25 protein-coding genes and 1 pseudogene are annotated in these 25,100 nt (G+C 71.3%); 16 read left to right on the top strand and 10 right to left on the bottom strand.

Annotated elements, in window-relative coordinates; genetic code table 11:
* Window positions 1-224: 224 nt before the first annotated feature.
* A complete protein-coding gene (locus VIP82_RS15405; RefSeq protein ID WP_331910141.1) occupies window positions 225-1,754 on the top strand; it encodes an MATE family efflux transporter in 1,530 nt (509 codons plus the stop codon).
* Between the two features lie 122 nt (window positions 1,755-1,876).
* On the opposite strand, the gene VIP82_RS15400 is transcribed toward VIP82_RS15405, so the two are convergent.
* Window positions 1,877-2,122: a hypothetical protein gene (locus VIP82_RS15400; protein ID WP_331910145.1), complete on the bottom strand. Its 246-nt coding sequence runs from the start codon at window positions 2,120-2,122 to the stop codon at window positions 1,877-1,879.
* Between VIP82_RS15400 and VIP82_RS15395 the strand changes: the two genes are divergently transcribed.
* Genes VIP82_RS15395 through VIP82_RS15385 form a run of 3 tightly spaced genes read left to right on the top strand, consistent with a single transcriptional unit; the run spans window position 2,046 to window position 4,744 of the window.
* Entirely contained in the window at window positions 2,046-2,411 is a 366-nt protein-coding gene (locus VIP82_RS15395; RefSeq protein WP_331910143.1) for an ArsR/SmtB family transcription factor, read from the top strand. The two genes, VIP82_RS15400 and VIP82_RS15395, sit on opposite strands and share 77 nt — an antisense overlap.
* Window positions 2,408-3,439, top strand: coding sequence for a cation diffusion facilitator family transporter (locus VIP82_RS15390; protein WP_331910139.1), 1,032 nt, complete (start codon window positions 2,408-2,410; stop codon window positions 3,437-3,439). The genes VIP82_RS15395 and VIP82_RS15390 overlap by 4 nt, the downstream gene beginning before the upstream one ends.
* Before the next feature lie 54 nt (window positions 3,440-3,493).
* The gene (locus tag VIP82_RS15385; RefSeq protein ID WP_331910137.1) at window positions 3,494-4,744 is read left to right on the top strand and encodes an alpha/beta fold hydrolase; all 1,251 of its coding nucleotides are present in this window, start codon (window positions 3,494-3,496) and stop codon (window positions 4,742-4,744) included.
* A 57-nt stretch (window positions 4,745-4,801) separates the two neighbouring features.
* Here the strand turns inward: VIP82_RS15385 and VIP82_RS15380 are convergent, their stop codons facing one another.
* The 3 genes from VIP82_RS15380 to VIP82_RS15370 form a co-directional block, all read right to left on the bottom strand.
* Window positions 4,802-7,084 (bottom strand): esterase-like activity of phytase family protein, encoded by a 2,283-nt coding sequence (locus VIP82_RS15380; protein WP_331910135.1) that lies wholly within the window; start codon window positions 7,082-7,084, stop codon window positions 4,802-4,804.
* Between the two features lie 191 nt (window positions 7,085-7,275).
* Window positions 7,276-7,752, bottom strand: a complete 477-nt coding sequence (locus VIP82_RS15375) for an ATP-dependent endonuclease (protein WP_331910133.1) — start codon at window positions 7,750-7,752, stop codon at window positions 7,276-7,278.
* Window positions 7,749-8,669, bottom strand: coding sequence for a LysR family transcriptional regulator (locus tag VIP82_RS15370; RefSeq protein WP_331910131.1), 921 nt, complete (start codon window positions 8,667-8,669; stop codon window positions 7,749-7,751). Before VIP82_RS15370 ends, VIP82_RS15375 begins: the two co-directional genes overlap by 4 nt.
* Window positions 8,670-8,798: 129 nt before the next feature.
* On the opposite strand from VIP82_RS15370, the gene VIP82_RS15365 reads away from it, so the two are divergent.
* Together VIP82_RS15365 and VIP82_RS15360 are read left to right on the top strand one after the other, a co-directional pair.
* Entirely contained in the window at window positions 8,799-9,734 is a 936-nt protein-coding gene (locus VIP82_RS15365) for an aldo/keto reductase (protein ID WP_331910129.1), read from the top strand.
* A 248-nt stretch (window positions 9,735-9,982) separates the two neighbouring features.
* Entirely contained in the window at window positions 9,983-10,441 is a 459-nt protein-coding gene (locus VIP82_RS15360) for a GyrI-like domain-containing protein (RefSeq protein WP_331910127.1), read from the top strand.
* Window positions 10,442-10,528: 87 nt separating this feature from the next.
* Here VIP82_RS15360 and VIP82_RS15355 read toward each other — a convergent pair whose 3' ends face one another.
* Window positions 10,529-11,212, bottom strand: coding sequence for a type 1 glutamine amidotransferase domain-containing protein (locus VIP82_RS15355; RefSeq protein WP_331910125.1), 684 nt, complete (start codon window positions 11,210-11,212; stop codon window positions 10,529-10,531).
* A gap of 115 nt (window positions 11,213-11,327) precedes the next feature.
* On the opposite strand from VIP82_RS15355, the gene VIP82_RS15350 reads away from it, so the two are divergent.
* On the top strand, window positions 11,328-12,227 hold the full coding sequence (locus VIP82_RS15350; protein ID WP_331910123.1) for a LysR family transcriptional regulator: 900 nt from the start codon (window positions 11,328-11,330) through the stop codon (window positions 12,225-12,227).
* A 71-nt stretch (window positions 12,228-12,298) separates the two neighbouring features.
* On the opposite strand, the gene VIP82_RS15345 is transcribed toward VIP82_RS15350, so the two are convergent.
* Both VIP82_RS15345 and VIP82_RS15340 read right to left on the bottom strand, forming a co-directional pair.
* Entirely contained in the window at window positions 12,299-12,478 is a 180-nt protein-coding gene (locus tag VIP82_RS15345) for a CsbD family protein (protein ID WP_331910115.1), read from the bottom strand.
* A gap of 32 nt (window positions 12,479-12,510) precedes the next feature.
* A complete protein-coding gene (locus VIP82_RS15340; protein WP_331910113.1) occupies window positions 12,511-13,191 on the bottom strand; it encodes a hypothetical protein in 681 nt (226 codons plus the stop codon).
* Window positions 13,192-13,346: 155 nt separating this feature from the next.
* On the opposite strand from VIP82_RS15340, the gene VIP82_RS15335 reads away from it, so the two are divergent.
* Both VIP82_RS15335 and VIP82_RS15330 read left to right on the top strand, forming a co-directional pair.
* Window positions 13,347-14,159, top strand: a complete 813-nt coding sequence (locus VIP82_RS15335) for an alpha/beta fold hydrolase (protein ID WP_331910111.1) — start codon at window positions 13,347-13,349, stop codon at window positions 14,157-14,159.
* The gene (locus VIP82_RS15330) at window positions 14,156-14,476 is read left to right on the top strand and encodes an Rdx family protein (RefSeq protein ID WP_331910109.1); all 321 of its coding nucleotides are present in this window, start codon (window positions 14,156-14,158) and stop codon (window positions 14,474-14,476) included. The genes VIP82_RS15335 and VIP82_RS15330 overlap by 4 nt, the downstream gene beginning before the upstream one ends.
* A 3-nt stretch (window positions 14,477-14,479) precedes the next feature.
* On the opposite strand, the gene VIP82_RS15325 is transcribed toward VIP82_RS15330, so the two are convergent.
* Entirely contained in the window at window positions 14,480-14,929 is a 450-nt protein-coding gene (locus tag VIP82_RS15325) for a hypothetical protein (RefSeq protein WP_331910107.1), read from the bottom strand.
* A 171-nt stretch (window positions 14,930-15,100) separates the two neighbouring features.
* Between VIP82_RS15325 and VIP82_RS15320 the strand changes: the two genes are divergently transcribed.
* The 4 genes from VIP82_RS15320 to VIP82_RS15305 all read left to right on the top strand — a co-directional run bounded on the left by VIP82_RS15320 (window position 15,101) and on the right by VIP82_RS15305 (window position 18,975).
* On the top strand, window positions 15,101-16,483 hold the full coding sequence (locus VIP82_RS15320; protein WP_331910105.1) for a pyridoxal phosphate-dependent decarboxylase family protein: 1,383 nt from the start codon (window positions 15,101-15,103) through the stop codon (window positions 16,481-16,483).
* 111 nt (window positions 16,484-16,594) lie between these two features.
* Window positions 16,595-17,323: an acyl-CoA synthetase gene (locus tag VIP82_RS15315; RefSeq protein ID WP_331910103.1), complete on the top strand. Its 729-nt coding sequence runs from the start codon at window positions 16,595-16,597 to the stop codon at window positions 17,321-17,323.
* Complete coding sequence (locus VIP82_RS15310) at window positions 17,320-17,661, top strand: amino acid transporter (protein ID WP_331910101.1); 342 nt, start codon at window positions 17,320-17,322, stop codon at window positions 17,659-17,661. The genes VIP82_RS15315 and VIP82_RS15310 overlap by 4 nt, the downstream gene beginning before the upstream one ends.
* Window positions 17,662-17,847: 186 nt before the next feature.
* Complete coding sequence (locus VIP82_RS15305) at window positions 17,848-18,975, top strand: LLM class flavin-dependent oxidoreductase (protein ID WP_331910099.1); 1,128 nt, start codon at window positions 17,848-17,850, stop codon at window positions 18,973-18,975.
* A 38-nt stretch (window positions 18,976-19,013) separates the two neighbouring features.
* Here the strand turns inward: VIP82_RS15305 and purB are convergent, their stop codons facing one another.
* Window positions 19,014-20,396, bottom strand: coding sequence for an adenylosuccinate lyase (purB, locus tag VIP82_RS15300; RefSeq protein WP_331910097.1), 1,383 nt, complete (start codon window positions 20,394-20,396; stop codon window positions 19,014-19,016).
* Window positions 20,397-20,455: 59 nt separating this feature from the next.
* Window positions 20,456-20,962 (bottom strand): low molecular weight protein-tyrosine-phosphatase, encoded by a 507-nt coding sequence (locus VIP82_RS15295; RefSeq protein ID WP_331910095.1) that lies wholly within the window; start codon window positions 20,960-20,962, stop codon window positions 20,456-20,458.
* 165 nt (window positions 20,963-21,127) lie between these two features.
* Between VIP82_RS15295 and VIP82_RS15290 the strand changes: the two genes are divergently transcribed.
* The 3 genes and pseudogenes from VIP82_RS15290 to VIP82_RS15280 form a co-directional block, all read left to right on the top strand.
* A complete protein-coding gene (locus tag VIP82_RS15290) occupies window positions 21,128-23,761 on the top strand; it encodes an ExeM/NucH family extracellular endonuclease (protein ID WP_331910094.1) in 2,634 nt (877 codons plus the stop codon).
* A 143-nt stretch (window positions 23,762-23,904) separates the two neighbouring features.
* A complete protein-coding gene (locus VIP82_RS15285) occupies window positions 23,905-24,204 on the top strand; it encodes a hypothetical protein (RefSeq protein WP_331910092.1) in 300 nt (99 codons plus the stop codon).
* Window positions 24,204-25,100, top strand: a pseudogene (locus VIP82_RS15280) (hypothetical protein); the annotation flags it as partial. The gene VIP82_RS15285 and the pseudogene VIP82_RS15280, both read left to right, overlap by 1 nt.

Raw genomic sequence — 25,100 nt, 5'->3', positions numbered from 1 at the left:
CGCCCGGAGGGCCCTCTCGCCACTCCGGTCGCCGACCCGCTGGGCACGCGCCCCGGCCCACGCACCTAAGACCGACGGCGGCGGATCGCGACCAATTCCTCCCGGACGCTGGTGACTTCCCGAATCGATTCGATACACTGGTCGACTGTCGCCAGGCATTCGCCGGTCGCCTGCTGGTGCGGCATCCTTCCCTCTCCCCGCCTTCTCCTTCGAGAGCCGCCCTCATGACCACCGCCCTGACGACGGGCCGCCCTTGGCGCGTCATCGTCGTGTTCGCCGTCCCGCTGCTCATCGGCAACGTCGTCCAGCAGCTGTACCAGATCGTCGATGCGATCGTCGTGGGGCGCCATCTCGGCGTCGACGCGCTCGCGGCGGTCGGTGCGACGGGCAGCATGCTGTTCCTGCTGCTGGGCTTCGCGTGGGGCCTGACGTCGGGCTTCGCGATCCCCACTGCGCAGGCGTTCGGTGCTCGCGACTACACGGCTGTGCGCCGGTCGGTGGCGGCGGGCACGATCCTCACGGGGGCGTGCACGCTGCTGCTCACGGTCGGCGCACCCCTCCTGGCGCGTCCGCTGCTCGTGCTGCTGCAGACGCCCCCCGAGCTCATGGACGATGCGGTCGTCTTCGCCCAGATCAGCTTCCTCGGCGCCGGCGCGATGATGTTCTTCAACTACCTCTCGGCGATCATCCGCGCGATCGGAGACTCCCGCACGCCGCTCGTCTTCCTCGCGCTCGCCTGCGGCCTCAACGTCGTGCTGGTGATCCTCATGGTCGGGACGTTCGGCTGGGGTGTCGGCGGCGCCGCCGTCGCCACCGTCGTCTCTCAGGCGATCTCGGTGCTGCTGTGCCTCGAGTTCGTCCGTCGACGGATGCCGGTGCTCCACGTCCGCCGCGACGACTGGCGTGTGAGCCGTGCGGAGCTGGCAGAGCACCTGCGCCTCGGCCTGCCGATGGGCTTCCAGGCCTCGATCATCGCCATCGGGACACTGTCCGTGCAGGTCGCCCTCAACGAGCTCGGCGCCGACGCGGTCGCGGCCTACACCGCGGCATCCCGCGTGGACGGCCTCGCCGTCGCCCTCCTGCAGTCGCTCGGCCTCGCCGTGTCGATGTTCGTCGCGCAGAACCACGGCGGCGGCCGGCCCGACCGCATCCGTCGCGGCGTCACCCAGGCGACGTGGATGTCGGTGGCGGCCGCGATCGTGCTCGGCGCCCTCCTCATCGCCTTCGGCGCCGCGCTGGTGCGCCTCTTCGTCGGCCAGGAGGCGAGCGAGGTCGTCGACCTCGCCGCGCAGATGCTCGCCATCAACGGGGCGAGCTACTGGATCCTCGGCATCCTGTTCGTCCTGCGCGGCGCACTGCAGGGGCTCGGCCACACTCTCATCCCTACGGTGACCGGCGTGATCGAGCTCTTCATGCGGGTCGGTGCGGCCGTCGTGCTCGGCGGCATCTTCGGCTTCATCGGCGTCGCGGCCAGCAACCCGCTCGCCTGGCTCGGGGCCGTCGTCGTCCTCATTCCCGCCTACATCCACGCCCACCGGCAGCTGGCCAACGCCCCGATCACCCCGATGGTCGCGACACCCACCACGCCCATCGCCGTCATCGGTCCGACCGACGGCTCGATGGTCGTCGACGCGATCGTCACGCAGCCGATCGTGCTGCCGACCGCAGCGCAGACGGCGACGCCGACGCCGCCGCGTCGTCGGCGCCCGCGTCTGCGCGCGTCCGACCGCCAACGGCGCAGCGCCAGCGGCTGAGTCCGGCTCGCGGTGTCGCGGGGCGCGGAAGTCCCGGTTTCGCCGAGACCGAGGAATCCCGTCGAGCCAAGGGACGGTGCCCTCGGTCTCGCCACGGATGCGCTGTCTCGGTGGGGCAAGGGTCAGTCGTCGAAGACGTTCCAGCAGATCGGGCTGCGGAGGCGCTGGTCGTCGAGCACGAGGTCGCGGATCGCGTCGGGCAGCTGTGCCCGCTGCCAGTCGCGCTCCCGCAGCCGGGCAGCCTCGGCCCCGCCCGCTGACCATCGACGTCGTTTGCTAACGTATCTGCGTATAAGTGCAGATAAGCAGGGATGCGGATACGCCGTCGACAGCCCCTTCGTGGAACTGGCGGTCGAGGTGTTCGCCATGCTCGCCGATGCGACCCGCGTGCGGATCGTCCTGGCGCTGCAGGACGGCGGGGAGCTCTCCGTCAACCATCTCGCGGACATCGTGGACAAGTCGCCGGCCGCCGTCTCGCAGCACCTGGCGAAGCTCCGGCTCGCGCGGATCGTGTCCACCCGCCAGGACGGGCAGCGGGTGTTCTACCGGCTCGAGAACGAGCACGCCTCCCAGCTCGTCGCCGACGCGATCCACCAGGCCGAGCACTCCCTGGGCGGCACGCCCCGCCACCACCACGCCGACAGGGCCGGGCGATGACCGCGCGCGCCACGGACGGCACCGGCTCCGGCGAGCACGACCACCCGCATCCGCACGATCACGACCACGGCGACCACGATCACTCCCACCCGGGCGGGTTGCGCGGATTCCTCCACGAGGTGTTCGTGCCGCACTCGCACGACGCGGCGGATTCGATCGACGATGCGATGGAGGCGAACTCCGCGGGCATCCGCGCGCTCAAGATCAGCCTCGTCATCCTGCTGGCGACCACCGTCCTGCAGGCGATCGTGGTGTTCTTCAGCGGCTCGGTGGCGCTGCTCGCCGACACCGTCCACAACCTGTCCGACGCGCTGACGGCGGTGCCGCTGTGGATCGCGTTCGTGCTCGGCCGGCGTGCGGCATCCCGTCGCTACACCTATGGCTTCGGTCGCGCGGAAGACCTCGCAGGGCTGTTCATCGTGTTCGTCGTCGCGCTGTCGGCGATCGTCGCGGCGTGGCAGGCGATCGACCGGCTGCTGCATCCGCAGCAGATCGACAACCTCGGCTGGGTGATCGCGGCGGGCGTGATCGGGTTCGCGGGCAACGAGGCCGTCGCGATCTACCGCATCCGCGTCGGGAGGCGGATCGGCTCGGCCGCGCTGGTGGCGGACGGCGTCCACGCCCGCACCGACGGCTTCACGTCGCTCGCGGTCGTGGTCGGCGGCATCGGCGTGCTCCTCGGCTTCCCGCTGGCCGACCCGATCGTCGGTCTCGTGATCGCGGCGGCGATCTTCGTGCTCCTGGTCGGCACCGTCCGCAGCGTCGGCCGGCGCCTCCTCGACGGCGTCGAGCCCGAACTCGTGGAGCGAGCCGAGCACGCTCTCGCGCACGTGGCCGGCATCGAGCGGGTGGACCGCGTCCGGCTGCGCTGGGTGGGGCACCGCCTGCAGGGCGATGCGATCGTCATCGCCGCCGGGGACGCGGATGCCGACACGCTGGCGACCGATGCCGAGCGCAGCGTCCGTGCGCATCTGCGCAACGTCGACGACTTCACGGTCACGCCCCGCAGGTCAGCCCGGGCGAGCTGAGGCCGGGCAGCAGGCGCGGCCACGGCGTCGGCGGATGCCCCTACGCTCGTACGCATGTCCGTGACGACGCGCCGCATGCAGGACCTGACCATCGACGACCACACCCTCACCGTTCCGCTGGTGTGGGGCGATCCGGCGGACGCCCGCACGATCGACATCCATGCCGCCGTGGTCACGCGCGAGGGAGGAGAACAGCTCCCGTACCTCGTGTTCCTGCAGGGCGGGCCCGGGCACGAGGCGCCCCGCGCCTTCCACTCTCCGCAGGGGCCGTCGTGGCTCGACGAGGCCCTCGAGCACTACCGTCTGGTGCTGCTCGACCAGCGGGGCACGGGCCTGTCGACACCCGTCTCGGACCGCGATCTCGAACGCGGCGCGACCGAGCTCGCGGAGTACATCACCCACCTGCGGGCCGACGCGATCGTGCGTGACTGCGAGGCGGTGCGCGAGGAGCTCGGCGCCTCGACCTGGAGCGTGCTGGGGCAGTCCTTCGGCGGTTTCACGACCCTCGCCTATCTCTCGACGGATGCCGCATCCCTCGAGCACGTGTACATCACCGGCGGTCTCAGCGCCGTGGGGCGGCATCCCGACGACGTGTACGCCCTCACGTACGACAAGACGCGCGAGGCGTCCGAGCGGTACTACCGGCGATTCCCCGCGCATCGCGACGCGATGCGGCGGATCGTCGACCTCGCCGAGGCGGGCGCCATCGTGCTGCCCGACGGCGAGGTGGCCTCGGTCTCGCGCGTGCGCTCGGCGGGCTCGGCGCTCGGCACGAACGAGGGGTGGCAGAAGCTGTGGAGCCTGCTCGAGCTCGAGCCGCACACCAACGCGTTCCGCCACGACCTCGCCGCCGCGATGCCGTTCGACGCGCGCAACCCGCTGTACTACGTGTTCCACGAGTCGAGCTACGCGGACGGGCACGCGACCCTCTGGTCGGCCGAGCGCACCGAGCCCGACGACTTCCGGGACGACCCCACGCTCTTCACCGGCGAGCACGTCCGCCGCGAGTGGCTCGACACGGTCCCCGGCCTGCAGCCCTGGCGCGACGTCACCCTCGAGCTGGCTGAGTTCGCCTGGCCGCGGCTGTACGACGCCGACGCGATTGCGGCGTCGGACGCCCGCGGTGCCGCAGCCGTCTACGCCAACGACCTGTACGTGCCGTTCGAGTTCTCGATGGAGACGGCGCGGCTGCTCCCCGGCGTGACGCCGTGGATCACCAGCGAGCACGAGCACAACGGCCTGCGCTCGGGTGGTGAGGTGCTGTCGCGTCTCATCGACATCGCGCACGGCCGCCGCGTGCGCTGACCGACGAAGGGCGGGGGATGCCGCAGCATCCCCCGCCCGGCACGGCGTCGCGTGGGCTCAGCCCTCGAGGGTCACCGTGTCGATCGTCACCGCGGCGATGCCGGGGTGGTCGCTGAAGACCCCGTCCATGCCGGCGGCGATGAACGCCGTCAGCTCGCCGGCGAGGTCGCCGTACGCGTTCGGGTCGGCGCTGGAGCGGAACTCCAGGGGGAGGAACTGGTTCTCGGCACGGAAGGTCCAGCCGTGCACCGAGAGGCCTGCGGCGTGCGCGTCGGCGATGACCGATGTGGGCGTGCCCAGACGGCCCTCCGCCGTCCGCGGGATCATGACGGACTTCTCGAGGCCCACGCCGTCGGCGTAGGTCGCGATCTCCGCCAGCCCGGCGGGTGTCACCAGGTCTTTGTACGTGCGGGCGTCGCCCGCGAGCGTGAAGTCGTACGGGCGTCCCGATCCGCTCACGAGCTGGGCGAGCGTCACATCGGTCAGGCCGTCGAGATCGCGCAGGTTGGCGGTCTCGAAGCTCTGCACGATGACGGGCGCGTCCGCGCGGTCGACGCCGTTCGCCTGCAGCGCCGCCACGAGCGGCTCCTCCAGCGACAGGCCGATCGAGTCGAAGTACGACGGATGCTTCGTCTCGGGGTACACGCCGACCGGGCGTCCGTCGCAGCTCACCGAGTGGCGGGCGAGGTCGATGACCTCGTCGAGGGTCGGGATCAGGTACAGCCCGTCGAACGCGGTGTTGGCCGGGCGCGTCTGGGGCAGGCGCTCCTTCGCACGCAGCGTCCGCAGCTCGGCGAACGTGAAGTCCTCGGTGAACCAGCCGGTGATCGAGACCCCGTCGATGTCCTTCGTGGTCTTGCGCGCGGCGAACTCGGCCCGGGTCGCGACATCCGTCGTCCCGCTGATCTCGTTCTCGTGGCGCGCCACCAGCACGCCGTCCTTGGTGGAGACGACGTCCGGCTCGATGTAGTCGGCGCACTGCACGATCGCCGCCTCGTACGCGGCGAGCGTGTGCTCCGGGCGCGACCCGCTCGCACCGCGGTGCCCGATGAGGCTCACGGTCGAGGGCTCGATCTTGGTCTTGTCGAGGTCGACGATCGCGAACTCGGTGTCGTCGGGCGTGCCGGGGATGCGCGCGTCGTTGCCCGGGTAGTTGTTGTCGTTGCCGATGAGGAGGCTGCCGTCCTTGAGCTGGACGACGGTCTCGAACGACTGCACGGGGAGCGAATAGATCTCGCCGGTGCCGTAACCGTCGCCCGCGCCGAGGCCGTGGGGGTTGGCGATGCGCAGCGCATCGAGCACGAGTGTCTTCTCGACGTAGCCCTCGGCGTCGGTGCGGCGCAGATCCACCTGGTAGACGCGCTTCGTGACCGCCTGCTCGCCCTCGAAGTCGTCGCGTTCGATGAGGATCAGAACATCATTGCGCACGGTGAACGCGTCGCCGATGACGTTCGGCTCCTGGTCGGTCTGGTAGCTCCAGGCGCGGCCGGTGTACTCCCCCGCGCGCGTGTCGAACTCGAGGATCTCGCGACGACGCAGGTCGGCGTCGTCGGCGTACGAGCCCTCGACGACCGGATAGAGGTAGCGGCCGTTGACCGACGCGGCCATCGCCTCGAAGCCGCGGCTCGCCCGCACCCGCGGCGTCTCGCCCGCCTCGAGGTACGGGTTCTGCGGCGACTTGGCGCCGTCGAGCTCGTAGGGCTTCTCGAGCAGCGTGCCGTCGGCGTCGAAGTGGAGCAGGAAGGGACCGAACTCCTCGCCGACCCAGAACGACCCGTCCTTGGCCTTGGCGACCGACTCGATGTCGAAGTCGCCGCCGGTGAGCAGGCGCTCCGCGGTGCCCTCGTTCACGATCGGGAAGTCGAGCACGCCGTTGCGGTCGTTGTAAGAGAGGAAGCGCTCGACCTGGATCTCACCGGGGCCGCCCTCGGCCGTCTGCCACGCCGGCCGTACGAGGTAGTTGCGCAGCAGGAAGTCGGACGAGTTGCCCTTGGCGCCGAAGCCGTTGTCGGGCTGCGCCCAGAACGTGCCGTCGCCGTTGTCGATGGCGGCCGAGAATCCGGGGATGACCTGGCCGTCCCACGGACCGGTGCGGCCGTTCGCGGGACTCGCGAGCGCGCCCGACGCCGGACCGGGCTCGAGGTGGTCGGCCGACAGCGTGGCCCGCGCGACCAGCGTCGGCACGTGCGTCTGCACGAACGGCGACGACGACGTCGCCGCCGCGGCGGGCACCGGCTGGGCGGAGGCGGCGGTGGCGGGGAAGAGGGCGACGGCGGTGACCATCACTGCTGCCGCGGCGAGAAGGCGCGGCAGGACGCGTCGTGTGGGGATTCGACTCATGCCTCCGACGCAATCGCGCGCGCCGGACCGCACTCTGACCGGCCGGCGACGAGCCTCCGACGACTCGGTGAACGGGCGGCGAGCGGAGCGTGAGAACGCCCTCATCACGGCAGACGGATGCCGCGACGCGACGGCCCTGCCCGGCGCCCGGGGAGCCCCTCAGGCACCGGCGAGGAGCGCTGCTGAGCCCGTCACACCGCGGCGAGGAGCGCGGCCAGCGGCGGCGGCACCCGGTCCAGCGGAACGGCCTCGGCAAGCAGCTCCGCATAGCGGGCCTTGTTGCCGCTGCGGCCGCCGAAGAACCGTGCGAGCTGCGCCTCGACCGGCCGGCCGCGCTGGAAGGGCTGCCGCTGCAGGCTGCGGAACGACGCCAGCTCCCCCTGCTCGGCCATGACTGCCTCGACTCCTTCGACGCCGAGCGCGCGCACGAACTCGGCCTCGAGGTCGGGGTCGCAGACGAAGACGTCGTCGAGCACACGTTCGAAGTCGTTCCGCTCGCCCAGGTCGACGAGCCCGAGCAGTCGGCTGCCGGTGAGCTCGGCGGCCACGCGCCGCGCGCCCTTGGAGCCGCCGACGACGCGTACCTCCGGCATCCGGATCCCCATCCGGGTGGCCAGTGTCTGGAGGGCGATGCGATCGCTCTCGCCCTCCACCAGCACGACGGTCATGCGGCCGTGGCTTCCGCGCGCTCCTCATCGAGGATCTCGAGCAGGCGCGGTGCGAGGGGCGCAGCCGTCCCGACGAGCGTCGAGACGATCCACTCCGGCGCGTCGTGCGGGACGCCGAGGGCGACCAGGGTGCGCGCCTGGGGCTTGAGGGCGACGTGCTGGGGGACGATGGCGACGCCGAGGCCGCGTGACACCAGATCGAGCAGGGTGTGCACGTCGTCGACGCTGCACCGGACGCGCCGGTCGATGCCGTGACGCAGGAACGCGCCGTCGTTGATGGAGCGCAGGGCCCACGCCGGGCGGAAGTCCACGAAGTCCACGTCGCGCAGATCCTTCCAGCGCGCGGCCGGCCGCTCCGCCAGCGGGTGACCCGGCGGCACCAGGAGCACCAGCGGCAGGCGCGCGAGCTCCTCGACGGCGAGGGTCGGCGCCGGGGCGGCGCTGGCGACGAAGGCGACGTCGAGCTCGCCGGTCTCGACGAGATCGACGAGCTGGTGCGAGCCGGCCTGGACGAATTGGATGTCGACGCCAGGGTGGCGGCGATGGAACCGCTCGAGCAGCAGGTTGACGTCGACGGCGCCGAGGCACTGCTCCGCGCCGACGCGGAGCGAGCCCGCGAGCTGATGCGAGGCGCGCACCACGGCATCGCGCGCCGCGGCCGTCTGCGCCAGGATCTCGCGGGCGTGCGGCAGGAGCGCCACAGCGGCCGGCGTCGGCTCGACCGAGCGCGTCGTGCGCTCGAACAGCTTCGCGCCGAGCTCCTGCTCGAGGCGGCGGATCGCGGCCGACAGTCCGGACTGCGAGACGCGGCAGCGCTCGGCCGCGCGGGTGAAGTGCCGTTCGTCGGCGAGGGCGACCAGGTACTCGAGCTGACGGTGCTCCATGAGACCTCCTGCCGCGCGGGATGCGACATCCATTCGCGATGATTCTCAATCACACAACATACAGTTGTTGGACTTCTTTGTCTCGGCTGCCTAGCGTGAAGAGCGCAGGACGGAGCCGACCGCGCGCGGGAGGCCCGGCACACCCGAACCGAGAGCGGACCAATGAAGACCATCGAACTCACCGGCGTCGAGCGTCCGGCACCCAACGTGGTGCTGGGGCTCATGCGCATCCAGGACCTCGACGACGACGCGGTGCGCACCCTCGTCGGCACCGCCCGGGATGCCGGGATCGACTTCTTCGACCACGCCGACATCTACGGCCGTGACGTGCACGGCTGCGAGCGACGGTTCGCCGAGGCGACGCAGCTGACCGCATCGGAGCGGGAGGAGATCACGATCCAGACGAAGGCCGGCATCGTCCGCGAGGGCCCGTACTTCGATTTCTCGTACGACCACATCGTGTCGGCGGTCGAAGGGTCGCTGCGCGCCCTCGACACCGACTACATCGACATCCTGCTGCTGCACCGGCCCGACGCCCTCGTCGAGCCCGACGAGGTGGCCCGGGCGTTCGACGAGCTCGAGGCGGCGGGCAAGGTGCGCGCGTTCGGCGTCTCGAACCACACCCCGCGACAGATCGATCTGCTGAAGAAGTCGGTTCGCCAGCCGATCGTGGCGAATCAGATCCAGCTCTCGATCACCCACGCGCCGTCGATCGCACAGGGCGTGGCGGGCAACATGCAGGGCGAGGAGCAGGCGCTCACGCTCGATGGCGGCGGAATCGTGGACTACTGCCGACTGCACGACATCGCCATCCAGGCGTGGTCGCCCTTCCAGGCGGGATTCTTCAACGGCGTCTTCCTCGGCTCGCCGGACTACCCCGAGCTGAATGCCGTCATCGACCGGCTGGCCGGCGCATACGACGTGCCGGCCATCGCGATCGCGGTCGCCTGGATCACACGCCACCCGGCGCTGATGCAGGTCGTGCTGGGCACGACGACCCCCGAGCGCGTGAGCGCGGCGGCGGCGGGCTCGGACCTGCGCCTCACCCGCGCCGAGTGGTACGAGCTGTTCCGCGCCGCGGGCTATCGCGTGCCCTGATGCGCTGAGGCGCACACGCCGGAGGAGGAGGGATGCCGCGGCCCGCGGCATCCGTCCTCTCCTTGTCGTGCACCCCTGCTGATCGTCGAGGTGCCGCCCGAGGGGTCGTCTGCGCGGCGACGATATGCCATGGTCGGAGGTGGTCTCCCCTGGAACGCGTCGCAGCGCCCGCGCCGCGGCGGTTCCTCGGATGCCGCGACACCGGCCGCCGGATGGGGCGGCTCCGGAACTTCGAAGGAGAAGCGCAGATGACCGACCTCGAATATCGCCGCCTCGAACCGCTCACGGTCTACGCCGCGACCGACGTCGCGCCGGGCGGCGAGAACGTGCCCGCCGCGATCGACCGCATCCTGCCGTCGCTGCACGCGGCGCTGGACGCCGCCGGCGTCGACTACCGCGAGCCGGGCACGTTCTGGTACGAGCCGATCGAGGGCACCGAAGACCTGCGGGTGTGGGTCTCGTGGGTCGCCGGTGACGATCCGGTGCCCGGCGACGCCTGGCAGGTGGTCGACCTCCCCGCCGTGGAGCGGGCGGCGGTGACGACCTACCGCGGTGACATGTCGGGCATCGGCGCTGCATGGGGCGCGTTCATGGAGGCCGTGATCGCCGACGGCGGCACGTTCGCCGGCCCGTCCCGCGAGGTCTACCTGCAGGCGGACGGCCCGCAGTCGACCTGGGTGACCGAGCTCCAGCAGCCGGTCGGCTGAGCCGGCACCGAGGGGAAGCGGGGACGCTCCCCGCGCCCCGCGGGGCGCCGGGCTCAGCGGTGGCCGTGCCGCAGCATCCGTCGTCCGTCAGCGTCCGGCGAGCACCTCGACCAGGCGCTGTGCGGTCGCGACGCTCGACTGCGGATTCTGGCCGCTCACGAGCGCGCCGTCGGTCGCGACGGTGACGGACCACGGCTCGCCCGGCTCGACGACCGCTCCGAGCTCACGCAGACGGGACTCGACGAGATAGGGCGAGGTGTCGCCGAGGCCGCCCTGCCGCTCCTCGTCGTCGGTGAAGACCGCGAGCCGGCGGCCCGCGAACGCGAACGAGCCGTCCTCGCGCACCGCGCTGAGGAGCCCCGCGGGCCCGTGGCACAGCACGCCCACCACCGCGTCCCGGTCGACCGCGTCGATGAGCAGGCGTCCGAGATCGGCGTCGACAGCGAGGTCGACCATCGGGCCGTGGCCGCCCGGCAGTGCGATCGCGTCGTACTCGCCGTCGCGGACGTCGGCGAGCGCCCGCGGATGCGCGAGCAGTCCGTCGATCGACGTGAGGTAGTCGCGGAGCACATCGGAATCATCCGAGAGGCTGCCCGGGTCGACGGTCGGGCGCACGCCGCCCGGTGTGGCGATGTCGACCCGGTGCCCGGCGGCGTCGAGTCCGCGGTGCAGCTCGACGAGCTCCTCCGCCCAGAATCCGGTCGGGTGGGTCCTGCCGTCCGTGAGGACGATCGCATCGGCGCCGGTGACCGCCATGAGTACGTGTGCCATGTTCTTCTCCCGTTCCGCGACCCGTGCGAGCCGCTGTGGAGGGAACCCGGCATCCATCACCGCCATTTCCTATGATCAGATGAAGTCATAGATTTCTTGATGGAACGGATGCCGCATGCAAGAACTCGACCTGCTGCACACGTTCCTCGAGGTGCACCGTGCGGGCTCGATCACGGCGGCGGCCGCCCGCCTCGGGATCAGCCAGCCGTCGGTCAGCGACCGGATCGCCCGTCTCGAGGCAGAACTGGGAACAGCGCTGTTCACGAGGTCGGTGCGCGGCGTGACCCCCACACCCGCCGGCGATGCGCTCGCCGCACGGGTGGCGGCACCGGTCGACCGGCTGCGCGAGGTGTGGACGGTGCCCGACACCGGCCCGGTCGAGACGGTGAGGGTGGGCGGGGCGAGCGATGTGGTCGCGGCACGCGTGGTGCCGGCGCTGGCGCCCCTCACCACCCGCGGCGTGAGCCTGGAGTTCTGCCTCGGCCTGGCGCAGGACCTGCTCGACCGGCTCGCCGGCGGCGGCCTCGACGTCGTCGTGTCGTCGGTGCGGACGCCGATTCGCGGCATCCGCTATCGCGGCCTCGTGGACGAGGAGTTCGTGCTCGTCGGTGCGCCGTCGCTCGCCGGCACCATAGACCCGCACCGCCTCGCGGCCCATCCGGCTGAGGCCCTCCGGCACCTGCCGCTCGTCGCCTACGACGCCGATCTGTCGATCGTGCGGCGTTACTGGCGCAGCCAGTTCGGGCACCGTCCCGCCAACGCTGTGGCGATGACCGTGCCCGATCTCCGGGCGGTGCTCGCGGCAGTGATCGCGGGGGCCGGGATCTCTGCGCTGCCGCGCTACCTGGCCGAGCCGGCGATCGGCGCCGGAACCGTGGAGCTGCTCCATCGATCCGCCGAAGCGCCGATCAACACACTGCATCTCGCGATCCGCGCCGCTGCGCCGCCGACGGCCGCGACCACGCGGGTCATCGACGCACTCGTCGAACGCGCGCGGGACTGGGACGTCTTCTGACGGGGATCCCGGCGGGCGGACACGACGGTGCCCCGGACCCGCCGGGGACCCGGGGCACCGTCGCCGGCAGATCACCGATCGTCGGTGAGCGCGTCCTTCACGTCCTGACCGGCCTTCTTGACCTTGGCGCTGGCCTGGTCGGCCACACCCTCGGCCTGCAGGCGCTCGTTGTCGGTCGCGTCTCCGACCGCCTCCTTCGCCTTGCCCTTGACGTCTTCCGCATTGTGCTTGATGTCATCGTCCAGACCCATGGTGGATCTCCCTTCTCGTGGTGGATAGAGCTTCAGACCCGCTCGTCGCCGAAGCCCGCGCGGTCGACGCGGCGGTGGTAGCGCATTCCGGCCGCTCCGCCGAGGATCGCCGCGATGAGCGTGATCACGGCGGCGCCGATCGCGGTCAGGATGCCGGTCCAGGTCGCCGCGTCGGGCGTGACCGGGATGCGCGGGAAGATGTCGACGTTCGCCAGGATGTCCCACTGCGCCCCGGCGATGGCCGTGATGACGGCCACGACGATGGCGATGGCGATGGCCCAGAGCCAGACGGCCAGGCCCTGCTTGGCGCCGCTCAGTCGCGCCATGCGCCCGGCGACGTAGCCGCCGGCGAAGTAGGCGACGAACAGCACGATGGCGATGGCGATCGCGCCGATGATGGTCGCCGCGCCCATGTTCTGGTCGGCGGCGTCGACCGCGTCCTCGACAGTTTCGGGAGAAGCCAGGCCGGTTGCTGCGCCGATGGCGGCCACCACGGCGGTGAGGGCCACCAGCGCGCCCAGTGCCGCGAGCCATCCGAAGAACGCGGCGCCGAACTTGATGCCGCCGAAACGCTCGTGCTCGCGAGCCACCACGGTGTCGCGAAGCGATGCATCATGGCTGTCGGCCACGCCATTGCGGTCGAAGTCGGTATCGGTGCGCCGCGGGGCCAGGGGCTCCGTCGGGCGTGGACCGCGGGGGTCGTCCGTGCTCATGCCGCGACGTTAGGCGGAACTCCCGTGAACGCTCAGCCCGTTGCGAATCGCCGTCGAGGAGCGTAATCTCCGCCGCCTCGCCCGCGGGTGCCCGGTCGTTACGCGTCGTGTGCGGCTGCGGCCGTGCCCGCGCGGATCAGAGCAGAATGGCGGGTATGGATGCCGTCGCCCCCGTCGTGCGCACCGAGATGCCGCAGCCCAGCTTCATCATGTCGAACGAGGGGTATCAGCTGGCGACGTACGCCTGGGGCGAGCCCGACGCCGACACCGTCCTGTGCGTGCACGGATTCGCGTCGAGCTGCCGTGACAACTGGGTCGAGACCGGCTGGGTGCGGATGCTGACCGCGGCGGGGTACCGCGTGATCGGGGTCGACCAGCGCGGCCATGGCGCCAGCGACAAGCCGTACGATCCCCGCGCGTACTCCATGACCGCCTTCGTCGGGGACCTCATCGCGGTGCTCGACACCTACCTCGTCGACGCCGTGCGGTACGTCGGATACTCCCTCGGAGCCCGCGTCGGGTGGCAGCTCGCGGTCGACGCGCCGGAGCACATCAGCCGCGCGGTGCTCGGCGGCATCCCCGACGGCCGGCCGCTCGGCCGCCTGCGCATCGATCAGGCTCGAGCGTATGCCGAGGAGGGCATACCGGTGACCGACGCGGTGACCCAGAACTACGTGCGACTCGCCGAGCGCGTGCCGCAGAACGACCTGCGCGCGCTCATCGCGCTCGCCGAGGGGATGCGGTTCGGTGACGCCGACCCGGATCCCGCGCGCCCGCCGGCCCAGCCGGTGCTCTTCGCCACCGGTTCGGAGGACGCGATCCTCGAGCGCTCCCGCACGCTCGCGGCGACCGCACCCAACGGCACGTTCGTCGAGATCCCGGGCCGGCACCACTTCAACACCCCCGGGTCGCGCGCGTTCCGCGACGCGGCGCTGGAGTTCCTCTCCCCGGACGGAGACGTCGCATGACGCACCACGTGCGGGTCGTCTACTGCACGCAGTGCGCGTGGATGCTCCGCGCGGCATGGGTCGCCCAGGAGATGCTGACGACGTTCCAGGCCGAGCTCATGGGCGGCGGAGCCACCCTCGAGCCGGGCACCGGCGGCATCTTCGAGGTGTACGCCGACGACGAGCTCGTGTGGTCGCGCACCGCGGACGGCGGCTTCCCCGACATCGTGGCCCTCAAGCGGCGGGTGCGTGACCGCATCGCTCCCGGGCGTGCGCTGGGTCACGCCGACCGCGCCGCCGACCGCGCGGCGCGCGACGGCGGCGAGGCGGCCGGATAGCCGTCACGCGGGTTCGGCGACGGCGGTCTTCACCAGCTGCGTGATCTTCTTCTCTACCTCGGGTGTCCAGGCGAGCACCGCGAAGCCGATCGGCCACATGTCGCCGTCGTCGAGCTGTGACGGCTCGTCGAAGTTGATCGTGGCGTAGCGGGTCTTGAACTTCGACGCCGGCTGGATGAAGACGACGACCTTGCCGTCGCCGTTCGCGTAGGCGGGGAAGCCGTAGAACGTCTTGGGCACGAGGTCGGGCGCGGTCTCGGAGACGACCTTGTGCAGGCCCTCGGCCAGCACCTTGTCAGTGCCCTCGAGCTTGCCGATCGCTTCCAGCACCTGCTTCGTGCCCGCCTCGCGGCTCTTTCCCGCCTTGGCCTGAGCGCGCAGCTCCTTGGCGCGATCCTTGACAGCCTGGCGCTCGATGTCACTCAGTCCGTCGGATGACGTCTTCTCGGCCATTTCGTTCTCCTTCGCGTTCGTGGGGCCGCCTTCGCGGCTCGTGATCTCACGCTATGACGCGGTCCGCCTGGCCGCTTCTCCATTCCTGCTTGATCGCGCGGCAGGCCCGGACGTCCCGAAACGACGCCGGTGGTCTAGCGTGATCTGCACCCTGACCACCGAGGAGCCGCAATGTCCGCGACGTCCCCGGAGGAGATGCACGCCATCTCGTCCGACACCCGCCACACCGTCGAAGACGTCCTCGAATACGCACGGCGCCGGGCGCTGTACGAGGACGTGCCGCTCGACAAGCCCATGACTCCGCGCGACCTGGATCGGCTGGCATCCGGCTCGATCACGCCGGAGGGCATCGGCTCGCGACGCGCGATCGCGCTGTTCGAGAACGTGCTCGCCCCGTCCTGCGTGTCGACGGACCATCCCGGATACCTCTCGTTCATCCCCTCTGCCCCCACGAAGGCCTCCCTGGCGTTCGATGTCGTGGTGTCGGCATCCGCCATCTACGGCGGCTCGTGGATGGAGGGCTCCGGCGCGGTCTACGCCGAGAACGAGGTGCTGCACTGGCTCGCCTCGGAGTTCGGGATGCCGCAGGGCTCGGGCGGAGTGTTCGTCCAGGGCGGCACGATCGGCAACCTCTCGGCGCTGGTGACGGCGCGCGACGCGGCTCGGCGCCGCGCGGCAGACGAGGGGCGCGCGGCGCCGTCGCGCTGGGTCGTCGTCTGCAGCGCGGAGGCGCACTCGTCGATCGCGTCGGCTGCTGCCGTCATGGACGTGGATGTCGCGACCGCCGAAGTCGACGCCGACGGCCGCCTGCACGGCGACGCGGTCGCGCGGGTGCTCGACGAGCACGGCGACGCGGTGTTCGCAGTGGTGGCCACCGCCGGCACGACGAACTTCGGCATCGTCGACGACATCGCGGGCGTCGGAGCCGTCGCGCGCGAGCGCGGCGTGTGGTTCCACGTCGACGGCGCCTACGGGCTGGCGGCGATGCTCGTCGAGCGGCTGCGGCCGGCGTTCGCCGGTGTGGGCCTCGCCGACTCGCTCATCGTCGACCCGCACAAGTGGCTGTTCGCGCCGTTCGACGCGTGCGCGCTCATCTATCGCGAGCCCGCGCTGGCGCTGTCGGCGCACACGCAGAAGGCGGAGTACCTCGACACCCTCACCGGCAAGCCGGACTGGAATCCGTCCGACCTCGCCATCCAGCTCACCCGCCGCGCCCGCGGGCTGCCGATGTGGTTCTCCCTCGCGACCCACGGCACCGAGCAGTACCGCGCGACCATCGAGTACGGCATCGACCTCGCCCGGCGCATCGCCGACGAGATCGAGGCGCGCGAGGGGCTGTCACTCGTGCGCGACCCCCAGCTGTCCGTCGTGGTGTTCCGCCGCGAGGGCTGGACGCTCGCGGACTACGAGGCGTGGTCGGACCGCCTGCTCGAGGAGCAGCACGCCTTCGTCGTGCCGAGCTCCCACGCCGGCGAGCCGGTGCTGCGGTTCGCGATCATCTCGCCGCTCACCACGTTCGAGCTCCTCACCGGCATCCTGGACACCCTCGCCTGACGGGGAGAACGCGGGCGCGTGGAAGGGGTTCAGGATGCTGTCACCTAGGACGCACGTAGACTGAAGGCATCCGTTCTCGCCTCTGAGAACCCGCTCCTCCGCAGGATCACCGTGACCTCAGCCGATTCCCGCACGTTCGCCGTGCGCCATGTGCAGCTCGCGCGCGCCGCGTTCGCCGCCCTTGCGGCGCTCATGATCACGTTCTCGCCGGATCATTCGGCAGCTGTGGGCAGCGCGGTCTTCAGCGGCTTCGCGATCGCCACAGGGCTGGTGCTGCTGCTCGCGGTCTGGCTGGTGTACCCCGCCCGCCGCCGCTGGCCCGCCGCCGCTCTCGGCGGCATCTCGGTCGCCGCCGGAATGGCGGGCGGCCTGTACCCGCTGCGCACTGTGACCGGCTACTTCGTCATCGTGATCGCGTGGGCGCTGCTCAGCGGCATCATCGAGCTGATCGCCGGGTGGCGCGGCCTCGCCGGCCGGCGCGAGCGGCGCGAGATCGCACCCGGCGTCGCCGACGCCCGCCCCGCCGCCCTCGTCGGTCCCCGCTCCGAGAGCCGCGACGCCGCCGTCATCGGTGCCATCACGATCCTGCTCGGCGTCGCCCTGCTGTTCGTGCAGCCCGCGTACGCGCTGAACTACACGATCGAAGAGGCGCACGCGACCTTCACCCTCACCGGCATCACGATCGGCGTCGGGCTGTTCGGCGGCTACGCGGCGATCGTCGCGGTCTACCTCGGCATCGCCGGCTTCTCGCCGCGCCCGGCCGAGCTCGACGCCGCCCAGAGCGTCACGGCGGAGGCATCCGCATCCGCCGACACCACCCCGCAGAAGGACTCCGCGTGAGCCACGACAGCCCCACCCGCCGCGACCTGATGAAGCCCCTGCAGCTGCTCGGGCTGGCCTTCGGCGCCGCTCTGTTCGCGGGAGTCGTGACGCTCGTGTCGATGGGCTTCTTCCAGCAGCGCACCGCTGACGAGGCGCAGCGCGCCGTGGTCACCGCCCTCGTCATCGCCGGCATCAGCTTCATCGCCGTGCTGCTGATCGTCTCGCTCCTGCTGCTCGCGGTCGACCCTGCCCAGGTGACGAAGCAGATCGACCGGCCGGTGCTCTTCGACGAGCCCGAGGCGCCCGAGCACGGCGAGAACCCGGATGCCGCGGCATCCACGGATCCGAAAGACTGACCCGCGGCTCAGCCGCTGCCTGCCAGCCGCCTCCGTTCCGCGGCTCAGCCTGCCGAACGGCGCCGTCCCGACGTGCTCTGAACTCGCCGGACGCGCGTCACAGTGCGCAACGCGGCGCCGGCCGGCACGCCGCCACGGCTAGCCTGAAGCGCCCGCCGCCCCGATGAGCGGGTCGGAAGGGATGAGATGGCCGACGCGAGCGCCCGCCCACGCGGGCCCCTGGTCCTCGACTGGTTCCTTCCGCTGACCGGCGACTCGCGCACCGACGTGAGCATGGGAAGCGCCACGATCCACGCCGTCAACCAGCACCTGACGGTCCTGCGCAAGCCCGATGTGCCGTACCTCGCGCAGGTCGCGCAGGCTTCCGAGAACCTCGGTTTCGAGGCGGTGCTCGTGCCGACCGGCACATGGAACGAGGAGACCTGGACCCTCGCCACGGCGCTGTCCCAGCACACACGCACGCTCGACTACCTCATCGCCTTCCGGCCCGGGCTCGTCTCGCCCACCCTTCAGGCGCAGATGGCCGCGGCGTTCCAGAGCGTGAGCGGTGGCCGACTGCGCGTCAACGTGGTGGTGGGCGGAGAGGATGCCGAGCAGCGGCGCTACGGCGATCACCTCACGCACGACGACCGATATGCCCGGGCGAGCGAGTTCCTCCACGTCGTACGGCGGCTGTGGACCGGTGAGGAGGTCACGTTCCGCGGCGAGCACTACGACGTCGTCGGCGGGCAGATGCCGCCGTTGGACGCCGTGCCCGAGATCTATCTCGGCGGATCCTCGGCGGCCGCGATCGAGGTGGCCGCCGAACACGCGGACGTCTACCTGACGTGGGGCGAACCACCCGCGCAGGCCTCCGAGAAGATCGGCCGGGTGCGGGATGCCGCCGCGGCTCGCGGCCGGACGCTGCGGTACGGCGTGCGCCACCACGTCATCGCGCGGCGCACCTCGGACGAGGCGTGGCGCATCGCCGACGAGCTCGTCGCCGGACTCGATCCGCAGCTGATCGCCACGCGGCGTGCCGCTTTCGCCGCGTCGGGCTCAGAGGGACAGCGCCGCCAGCACGCGCTGACGAACGGCGGCACCACGCGTGGCGACCTCGAGCTGCACCCCGGCCTGTGGGCCGGCGTCGGCCTCGTCCGCGGCGGTGCGGGCACCGCGCTCGTGGGCAGCTTCGAGGAGGTCGCCGACCTCATCGAGGAATACCACGACCACGGCTTCGACGAGTTCGTGCTGTCGGGCTACCCGCATCTCGAAGAGGCGTACTGGTTCGCCGAGGGGGTGCGCCCCGAGCTGGAGCGCCGCGGACTGGTCTGATCGCTCCGACGGGCTCTGTGCCCCGCGACCGGGGAAGGTCAGCCGAGCTCGTCGACCAGCTTCGACGCGAGCCCGTCGTACGTCGCGGGGGTGAGCGCCAGCAGGCGATCCTTCGCCTCGTCGCCGATGTCGAGGCCGCGCACGAACTCGGCGAGCTCGGGCCCGCCGACGCGGCGGCCGCGAGTGAGGTCCTTGAGGAGCGCGTAGGGGTCGGTGATCTGCGACCGGCCCGCCGCGATCTCGGCGCGCACGACCGTCTGGATCGCCTCGGCGAGCACCTCCCAGTTGGCGTCGAGGTCGGCCAGCAGCGCGTCCTCGGCCAGCGAGATCTCACGGAGGCCGCGCTGCAGGTTGTCGAGCGCGAGCAGCGCGTGCCCGAACGCCACGCCGATGTTGCGCTGCGTGGTCGAGTCGGTCAGGTCGCGCTGGAGGCGGCTCGTCACCAGCGTCTGCGAGAGCGTCGCCAGCAGCCCGCCCGAGATCTCGAGATTCGCCTCGGCGTTCTCGAACCGGATCGGGTTGATCTTGTGCGGCATGGTCGACGAGCCGGTGGCGCCGGCCACCGGGATCTGCGTGAAGTAGCCGATCGAGATGTAGGTCCAGATGTCGGTCGCGAGATTGTGCAGGATGCCGCCGGCATGACGCACCCGGTCGTACAGCTCGACCTGCCAGTCGTGCGACTCGATCTGCGTGGTCAGGATGTTGAAGTCGAGACCGAGGCCCTCGATGAACCCGCGCGAGAGCTCCGGCCAGTCGACCTCGGGAGCGGCCGCGAGATGGGCCGACCACGTGCCGGTCGCACCCGAGAACTTCGCGAGGTACTCGCCGCCCTCGATCTGGTCGGCCACGCGCGAGAGGCGCCACGCGAACACCCCGAGCTCCTTGCCCATCGTCGAGGGCGTCGCGGGCTGGCCGTGGGTGCGCGACAGCATCGCGGCGTCGCGGTGGTCCACGGCGAGCCGGGTGAGCGCGGCGATGACGGCGCGGAGCTTCGGCAGCCACACGCGCTGGACGGCGCGCTGGACGGTGAGCGCGTACGACGTCGAGTTGATGTCCTCGCTCGTGCACGCGAAGTGCGTGAGCTCGGCGACGGCGTCGAGGCCGAGGGTCGACAGCCGGTCGCGCACGAGGTACTCGACCGCCTTGACGTCGTGGCGGGTCACCGCCTCCTTCTCGGCGAGCCAGTCGATCTCGGCCTGCCCGAACTCGCGGTACAGCGCGCGCAAGCGCGCCTTGTCGTCGTCCTGCAGCGGCGAGGTGCCGAACAGCGAGCGGTCGGTGAGGGCGATGAGCCACTCCACCTCGACCTCGACGCGGGCGCGGTTCAGGCCCGCCTCGGACAGGTACTCGCCCAGTTCGCCGACGGCGGGGCGGTAGCGCCCGTCGAGGGGGCTGAGGGGCTGCGGGGGAAGTGAGGTCACGGTGGCTCCCGTCGGTCTCGGCGAAGACGACCGTCGATCCGGCGTCATGACACCGGAGGTCATGGCACGGGGCGGATGGCGGGTTCGAGTTGCCGGAAGAGCGCCCGGCTCGCACTCTCGATCATACCGAGCACCTCGTCGAACATTCCGGGCCCGGCATAGTACGGGTCGGGCACGTCCAGTGTGCTCGCCGACGGATCGAACGACAGCAGCAGCGCGATCTTGTCGGCGTCGCCCTCGGTGCGCGCCCACCCCCGCAGGATCCGCTCGTGGCTGCGGTCCAGTGCCACCACCAGGTCGCTGCGGGCGAAGTCGGCGTGGGTGAACTGCCGCGCGCGGTGGTGGGCGCCGTCGTAGCCGGCGCGCTCGAGCGCGGCGATGGTGCGCAAGTCGGCCCGCTCGCCCACGTGCCAGTCGCCGGTTCCGGCACTCGTCGAGGCCACGCGGGCGCCCAGGCCCGAAGCGTCCGCGAACTCCCGGAACACGACGTCGGCCATCGGCGACCGGCAGATGTTGCCCGTGCACACGAACACGACGCGGAAGGGAGCCACGTCGGTCGCGGTCATGGGTTCCATTCTGGACCGAGCCGACACCGAACGTTAAGGATCTCTCCTCCCGAGGGCTTCCATCGGAGGATGCCGCTCCCCTAGCTTGTGACCAGCGGGGAGGCGACCGGCCTGCCCGCGGTCCCCTGCGCGGTCCACCGACCGCCGTCCTCACGTGGAGGTCCCGTGTCCCCATCACCCCGCAGACTCACCGCCGCCGTCGCGGCCCTCACGCTCGCTGCCGCGGGTGTGGTGGCCTTCGCCGCACCCGCGGCCGCGGCGCCCGGAGATCTGCTCATCAGCGAGTACGTCGAAGGCTCCTCCTTCAACAAGGCCATCGAGATCTACAACCCGTCCGCCGCCGGCGTGGATCTCGCCGCCGCCGGCTACGCGCTCAAGCTCTACTTCAACGGCTCCACCACGCCGACCTCGATCGCGCTCACCGGCACCGTCGCCGCGGGTGACGTGTTCGTCTTCGCGCAGCAGAACTCCACGGCGACTCCGGTGGACCCGGCGATCACCGCTCAGGCCGATCAGACCTCGACCGCGAGCCTGTGGAACGGCGACGACGCCATCGCGCTGGTCAAGGGCGACGTCATCGTCGACGTCATCGGCCAGATCGGCGTCGACCCCGGCACCGAGTGGGGCACCGGGCTCGCGTCGACCGCCGACGACACGCTGCGCCGCACCGCGGGCATCGTCGTGGGCGACGCCGACGGCACGAACCCGTTCGACCCTGCCCTCGAGTGGACCGGGTATGCGAGCAACACGTTCGACGGCCTGGGCTCGCACGGGTCCGACCCCGAGCCCGACCCGGATCCCGTCGCAGACTGCGCGGCCACCCCGGTCACCATCGGGTCCGTCCAGGGCTCCGGTGCGGCGTCGTCCGTCCAGGGCCAGGACGTGCTGATCAAGGGCGTCGTCGTGGGCGACTTCCAGACCGGTGGCTACGACGGCTACTACGTGCAGGATGCCGGAGACGGCGACTCCGCGACATCCGACGGCATCTTCGTCTATGCGCCGGGCGGCACCGCGGTCGACGCGGGCGACAACGTCAGCGTCGCGGGGGCGGTCAAGGAGCAGTTCGGCCTCACCGAGATCGTCGCCGCCGACGTGAAGGTCTGCTTCGGCGGTGCGACCATCCCGGAGCCGACGCCGCTCACCCTCCCGGCATCCGCCTCCCAGCGCGAAGCGCTCGAGGGCATGTACGTGACGCTCCCGCAGCAGCTCGCGATCGGCGAGACCTTCGAGTACGGCCGCTTCGGCACGATCACGCTGACCAACGGCCGCCTCGACACCCCCACCGCGGTCGTCGAGCCCGGCGCGGCAGCCGTCGCGCTGGCCGCCGCCAACCTCGACAACAGCATCACGCTCGACGACGGCCGCGGCACGCAGAACCCCGACCCGGCGATCCACCCCGACGGTGAGGTGTTCACGCTCGCCCACTCGTTCCGCAGCGGCGACCTCGTCCAGAACGCCATCGGCGTGCTGGACTACCGCTTCGACGCGTGGGGCGTGCAGCCGACCGAGGGTGCCGACTTCACCGTCGGCAACCCGCGTCCGGACGTGCCCGACGTGGGCGGCGACCTGAAGATCTCGAGCTTCAACGTGCTGAACTACTTCACCTCGATCGATCCGACCCCGGCCAACTCGGGCGACGACAGCTACTACCGCGGTGCCGACACGGCCGAGGAGTTCCAGCGTCAGCAGGACAAGATCGTCTCGGCGCTCGCCGAGATCGACGCGGACGTCTTCGGGCTGCTCGAGATCGAGAACAACGGCACGGCGGTGCAGGCGCTCGCCGACGCACTCAACGCGAAGGTCGGCGCGGGCACGTACGTTCCCGTCACCACCGGCGTCATCGGCACGGATGCCATCGCGACGGCGATCATCTACAAGCCGGCGTCGGTCACCCCGGTGGGCGCACACCTGCTGATGACGAGTGCGATCGACCCCGCCTGGTCGGACGAGCGCAACCGTCCGGGGCTCACCCAGCGGTTCGCCTCGACCGAGACGGGCGAGGAGTTCGTGGTGTCGGTGAACCACCTCAAGTCGAAGGGCTCGGCCTGCGCCGAGAGCCCCGACCTCGGCGATGGGCAGGGCAACTGCAGCGCCGTGCGCACGGCCGCCGCCTCGGCGCTCACGACCTGGCTGAACACCACGGTGGCGCCGGACGGCCGGGCGATCGTGATCGGCGATCTGAACTCGTACGACCACGAGGACTCGATCGACGCATTCGTCGCGGGCGGCTTCACCGACCTGGAGAAGCAGTTCAACGGCGAGCACGCGTACTCGTACGTGTTCGACGGGCAGCTGGGCTACCTCGACTACGCCCTCGCACAGCCGGCGCTGCTCGCCGACGTGTCGGGCGTCTCGGCGTGGCACATCAACGCCGACGAGCCGAGCCTCATCGACTACGACATGTCGTTCAAGCTCCCGGCGCAGGACGCCCTCTGGGCGCCCGACCCGTACCGCTCGAGCGACCACGACCCGGTCATCGTGGGGCTCAACCTCACGCCGCCGGACACGACGGATCCCACCATCGAGGTGACCGCCGACCCGTCGACCGTGTTCCCGCCGAACGGCAAGATGCGCACGGTCGAGTTCACGATCGACGCCGCCGATGACAGCGGGGACGTCACGGTCGAGCTCACGGACGTCACCGCGACCGGCTCGTCGAAGGCGGACTGGGAGCAGCTCGACGACGACACCTTCCGGGTCAAGGCCGTGAAGGGCGCGGTCTACCGCTTCACCTGGACGGCGACGGATGCCGCGGGCAACACCGCGACCGACACGGTCGAGGTGGTCGTGGGTAAGTAGGGCGCTCGAGCTCTTCATATCCGGAGGGGCGTCGTTCCGATACGGAGCGGCGCCCCTCCTCCCCATCCGGCGGATGGGCGCCGTTGTCCACGGACCCTCGCCGCGCCGCCGGGGACGGGCCTGTCGGGGAGCACGATCGACGGGTGACTCTCGTTCCGCCGGTCGCCGATGCGGCGTCCCATCAGCTCGCCGACGCGGTCCGCGAGCTCTCACGACTCCTCGACCGGATCGCGGATGCCGCGCTCGTCGCGCGCGGACTCGCCGACGCCGTCGACTGGCAGGCGAAGGCCGCCACGGCGTTCCACGACCGCGCCACGGCATGGGCGGGCGACGTGTCGGGGCTCACCTGCCTCGCCGAGACCCTGCGGAACGACGTCGCCCGCGCCCACGAGCGCGCAGCGTTCGCGGAGTCGCTTCCCGGCGTGTGGTCTGGAGTGGGGTGATGAGCGACCCGTCGCCGGGGAACGACCCGCTCACGCCCGCCCTTCCCCGCGAGGATGGGTCCGCCGGAGGCGGCCTGCTGGCGCCTGACCTCGTCCACGATCCCGGACGGCTCGGCGCGAGTGAAGGACTCGTCAGCCTGCTCGCGGACATCTGGCCGCGCGTCGACGACGGCCTGCAGATCCGCAGCGGCGGCGCGGTGGCGGTGGACACGGCGACCCTGTCGGCGGCGGCCGTGCGCTTCGATGCCGCCCGCGAGGAGCTTGCCGCCATCACGGACCGCGTGGGCGTGCTGCAGTCTGTGCTGCGAACGCTGCCCGCGCACACGGACGACGCCCGGGCGGCGGCATCCGCTCTCGCCGCGAGGCTGGAGGCGGTGCACGAGGAGTCCCGGGAGATCGCCGGTGCGCTGCGCGAGGCGGCGTACGCCTACGAGATGGTGGAGATCCAGGCGGAGCACCGCGCCGCCGTGCTCGCCGGGGAGAGCGCCCGCGCCGACCGTCTCGACGCGCGGATGACCACGCTGGTCGAGAAGCATCCCGATGCCTGGCGGATGGCGCTCGGCGCGGAGTTCGGATACGGGGTCATGTGGCCGTCCGAGCTCGTGCGCCAGGCGACCCACTGGGGCGTGGGCGTGGGCAGCGAGATCAACGATCCGGGCGCCATCGTGGCCGGCGCCGGCTCGGGCCTGCTCACCCTGGGCGGCGCGGTGGCCGTCGGCCTTGCCGGCACCGGGAGACTCTCGCGGGAGGCGCGGCTCTCAGGTGCGGCCGGGCCGGTGACACTGTTCCCGGTGACGCCGGCAGCGCCTGGCAGTGCGGCGGGGGCTGTCGGGGTCGGAACCGCCGGCGCTCCGGGCGCGGGAGGCATCGCCGGTGCCGCCGGTGCTGCCGTTGCC

It is taken from the genome of Microbacterium sp., from assembly GCF_036566905.1.
In the GTDB taxonomy this organism is placed as follows: domain Bacteria; phylum Actinomycetota; class Actinomycetes; order Actinomycetales; family Microbacteriaceae; genus Microbacterium.
Note: the sequence above shows the minus strand (reverse complement) of the source record. Positions and strands in the feature narration are given on the sequence as shown.

Excerpts from the sequence above, each read along its gene's own strand:
- VIP82_RS15405 (WP_331910141.1), top strand. The coding sequence starts at position 225 with ATGACCACCGCCCTGACGACGGGCCGCCCTTGGCGCGTCATCGTCGTG.
- VIP82_RS15400 (WP_331910145.1), bottom strand. The coding sequence starts at position 2,122 with ATGGCGAACACCTCGACCGCCAGTTCCACGAAGGGGCTGTCGACGGCG.
- VIP82_RS15390 (WP_331910139.1), top strand. The coding sequence starts at position 2,408 with ATGACCGCGCGCGCCACGGACGGCACCGGCTCCGGCGAGCACGACCAC.
- VIP82_RS15385 (WP_331910137.1), top strand. The coding sequence starts at position 3,494 with ATGTCCGTGACGACGCGCCGCATGCAGGACCTGACCATCGACGACCAC.
- VIP82_RS15380 (WP_331910135.1), bottom strand. The coding sequence starts at position 7,084 with ATGAGTCGAATCCCCACACGACGCGTCCTGCCGCGCCTTCTCGCCGCG.
- VIP82_RS15375 (WP_331910133.1), bottom strand. The coding sequence starts at position 7,752 with ATGACCGTCGTGCTGGTGGAGGGCGAGAGCGATCGCATCGCCCTCCAG.
- VIP82_RS15370 (WP_331910131.1), bottom strand. The coding sequence starts at position 8,669 with ATGGATGTCGCATCCCGCGCGGCAGGAGGTCTCATGGAGCACCGTCAG.
- VIP82_RS15365 (WP_331910129.1), top strand. The coding sequence starts at position 8,799 with ATGAAGACCATCGAACTCACCGGCGTCGAGCGTCCGGCACCCAACGTG.
- VIP82_RS15360 (WP_331910127.1), top strand. The coding sequence starts at position 9,983 with ATGACCGACCTCGAATATCGCCGCCTCGAACCGCTCACGGTCTACGCC.
- VIP82_RS15355 (WP_331910125.1), bottom strand. The coding sequence starts at position 11,212 with ATGGCACACGTACTCATGGCGGTCACCGGCGCCGATGCGATCGTCCTC.
- VIP82_RS15350 (WP_331910123.1), top strand. The coding sequence starts at position 11,328 with ATGCAAGAACTCGACCTGCTGCACACGTTCCTCGAGGTGCACCGTGCG.
- VIP82_RS15345 (WP_331910115.1), bottom strand. The coding sequence starts at position 12,478 with ATGGGTCTGGACGATGACATCAAGCACAATGCGGAAGACGTCAAGGGC.
- VIP82_RS15340 (WP_331910113.1), bottom strand. The coding sequence starts at position 13,191 with ATGAGCACGGACGACCCCCGCGGTCCACGCCCGACGGAGCCCCTGGCC.
- VIP82_RS15335 (WP_331910111.1), top strand. The coding sequence starts at position 13,347 with ATGGATGCCGTCGCCCCCGTCGTGCGCACCGAGATGCCGCAGCCCAGC.
- VIP82_RS15330 (WP_331910109.1), top strand. The coding sequence starts at position 14,156 with ATGACGCACCACGTGCGGGTCGTCTACTGCACGCAGTGCGCGTGGATG.
- VIP82_RS15325 (WP_331910107.1), bottom strand. The coding sequence starts at position 14,929 with ATGGCCGAGAAGACGTCATCCGACGGACTGAGTGACATCGAGCGCCAG.
- VIP82_RS15320 (WP_331910105.1), top strand. The coding sequence starts at position 15,101 with ATGTCCGCGACGTCCCCGGAGGAGATGCACGCCATCTCGTCCGACACC.
- VIP82_RS15305 (WP_331910099.1), top strand. The coding sequence starts at position 17,848 with ATGGCCGACGCGAGCGCCCGCCCACGCGGGCCCCTGGTCCTCGACTGG.
- VIP82_RS15295 (WP_331910095.1), bottom strand. The coding sequence starts at position 20,962 with ATGACCGCGACCGACGTGGCTCCCTTCCGCGTCGTGTTCGTGTGCACG.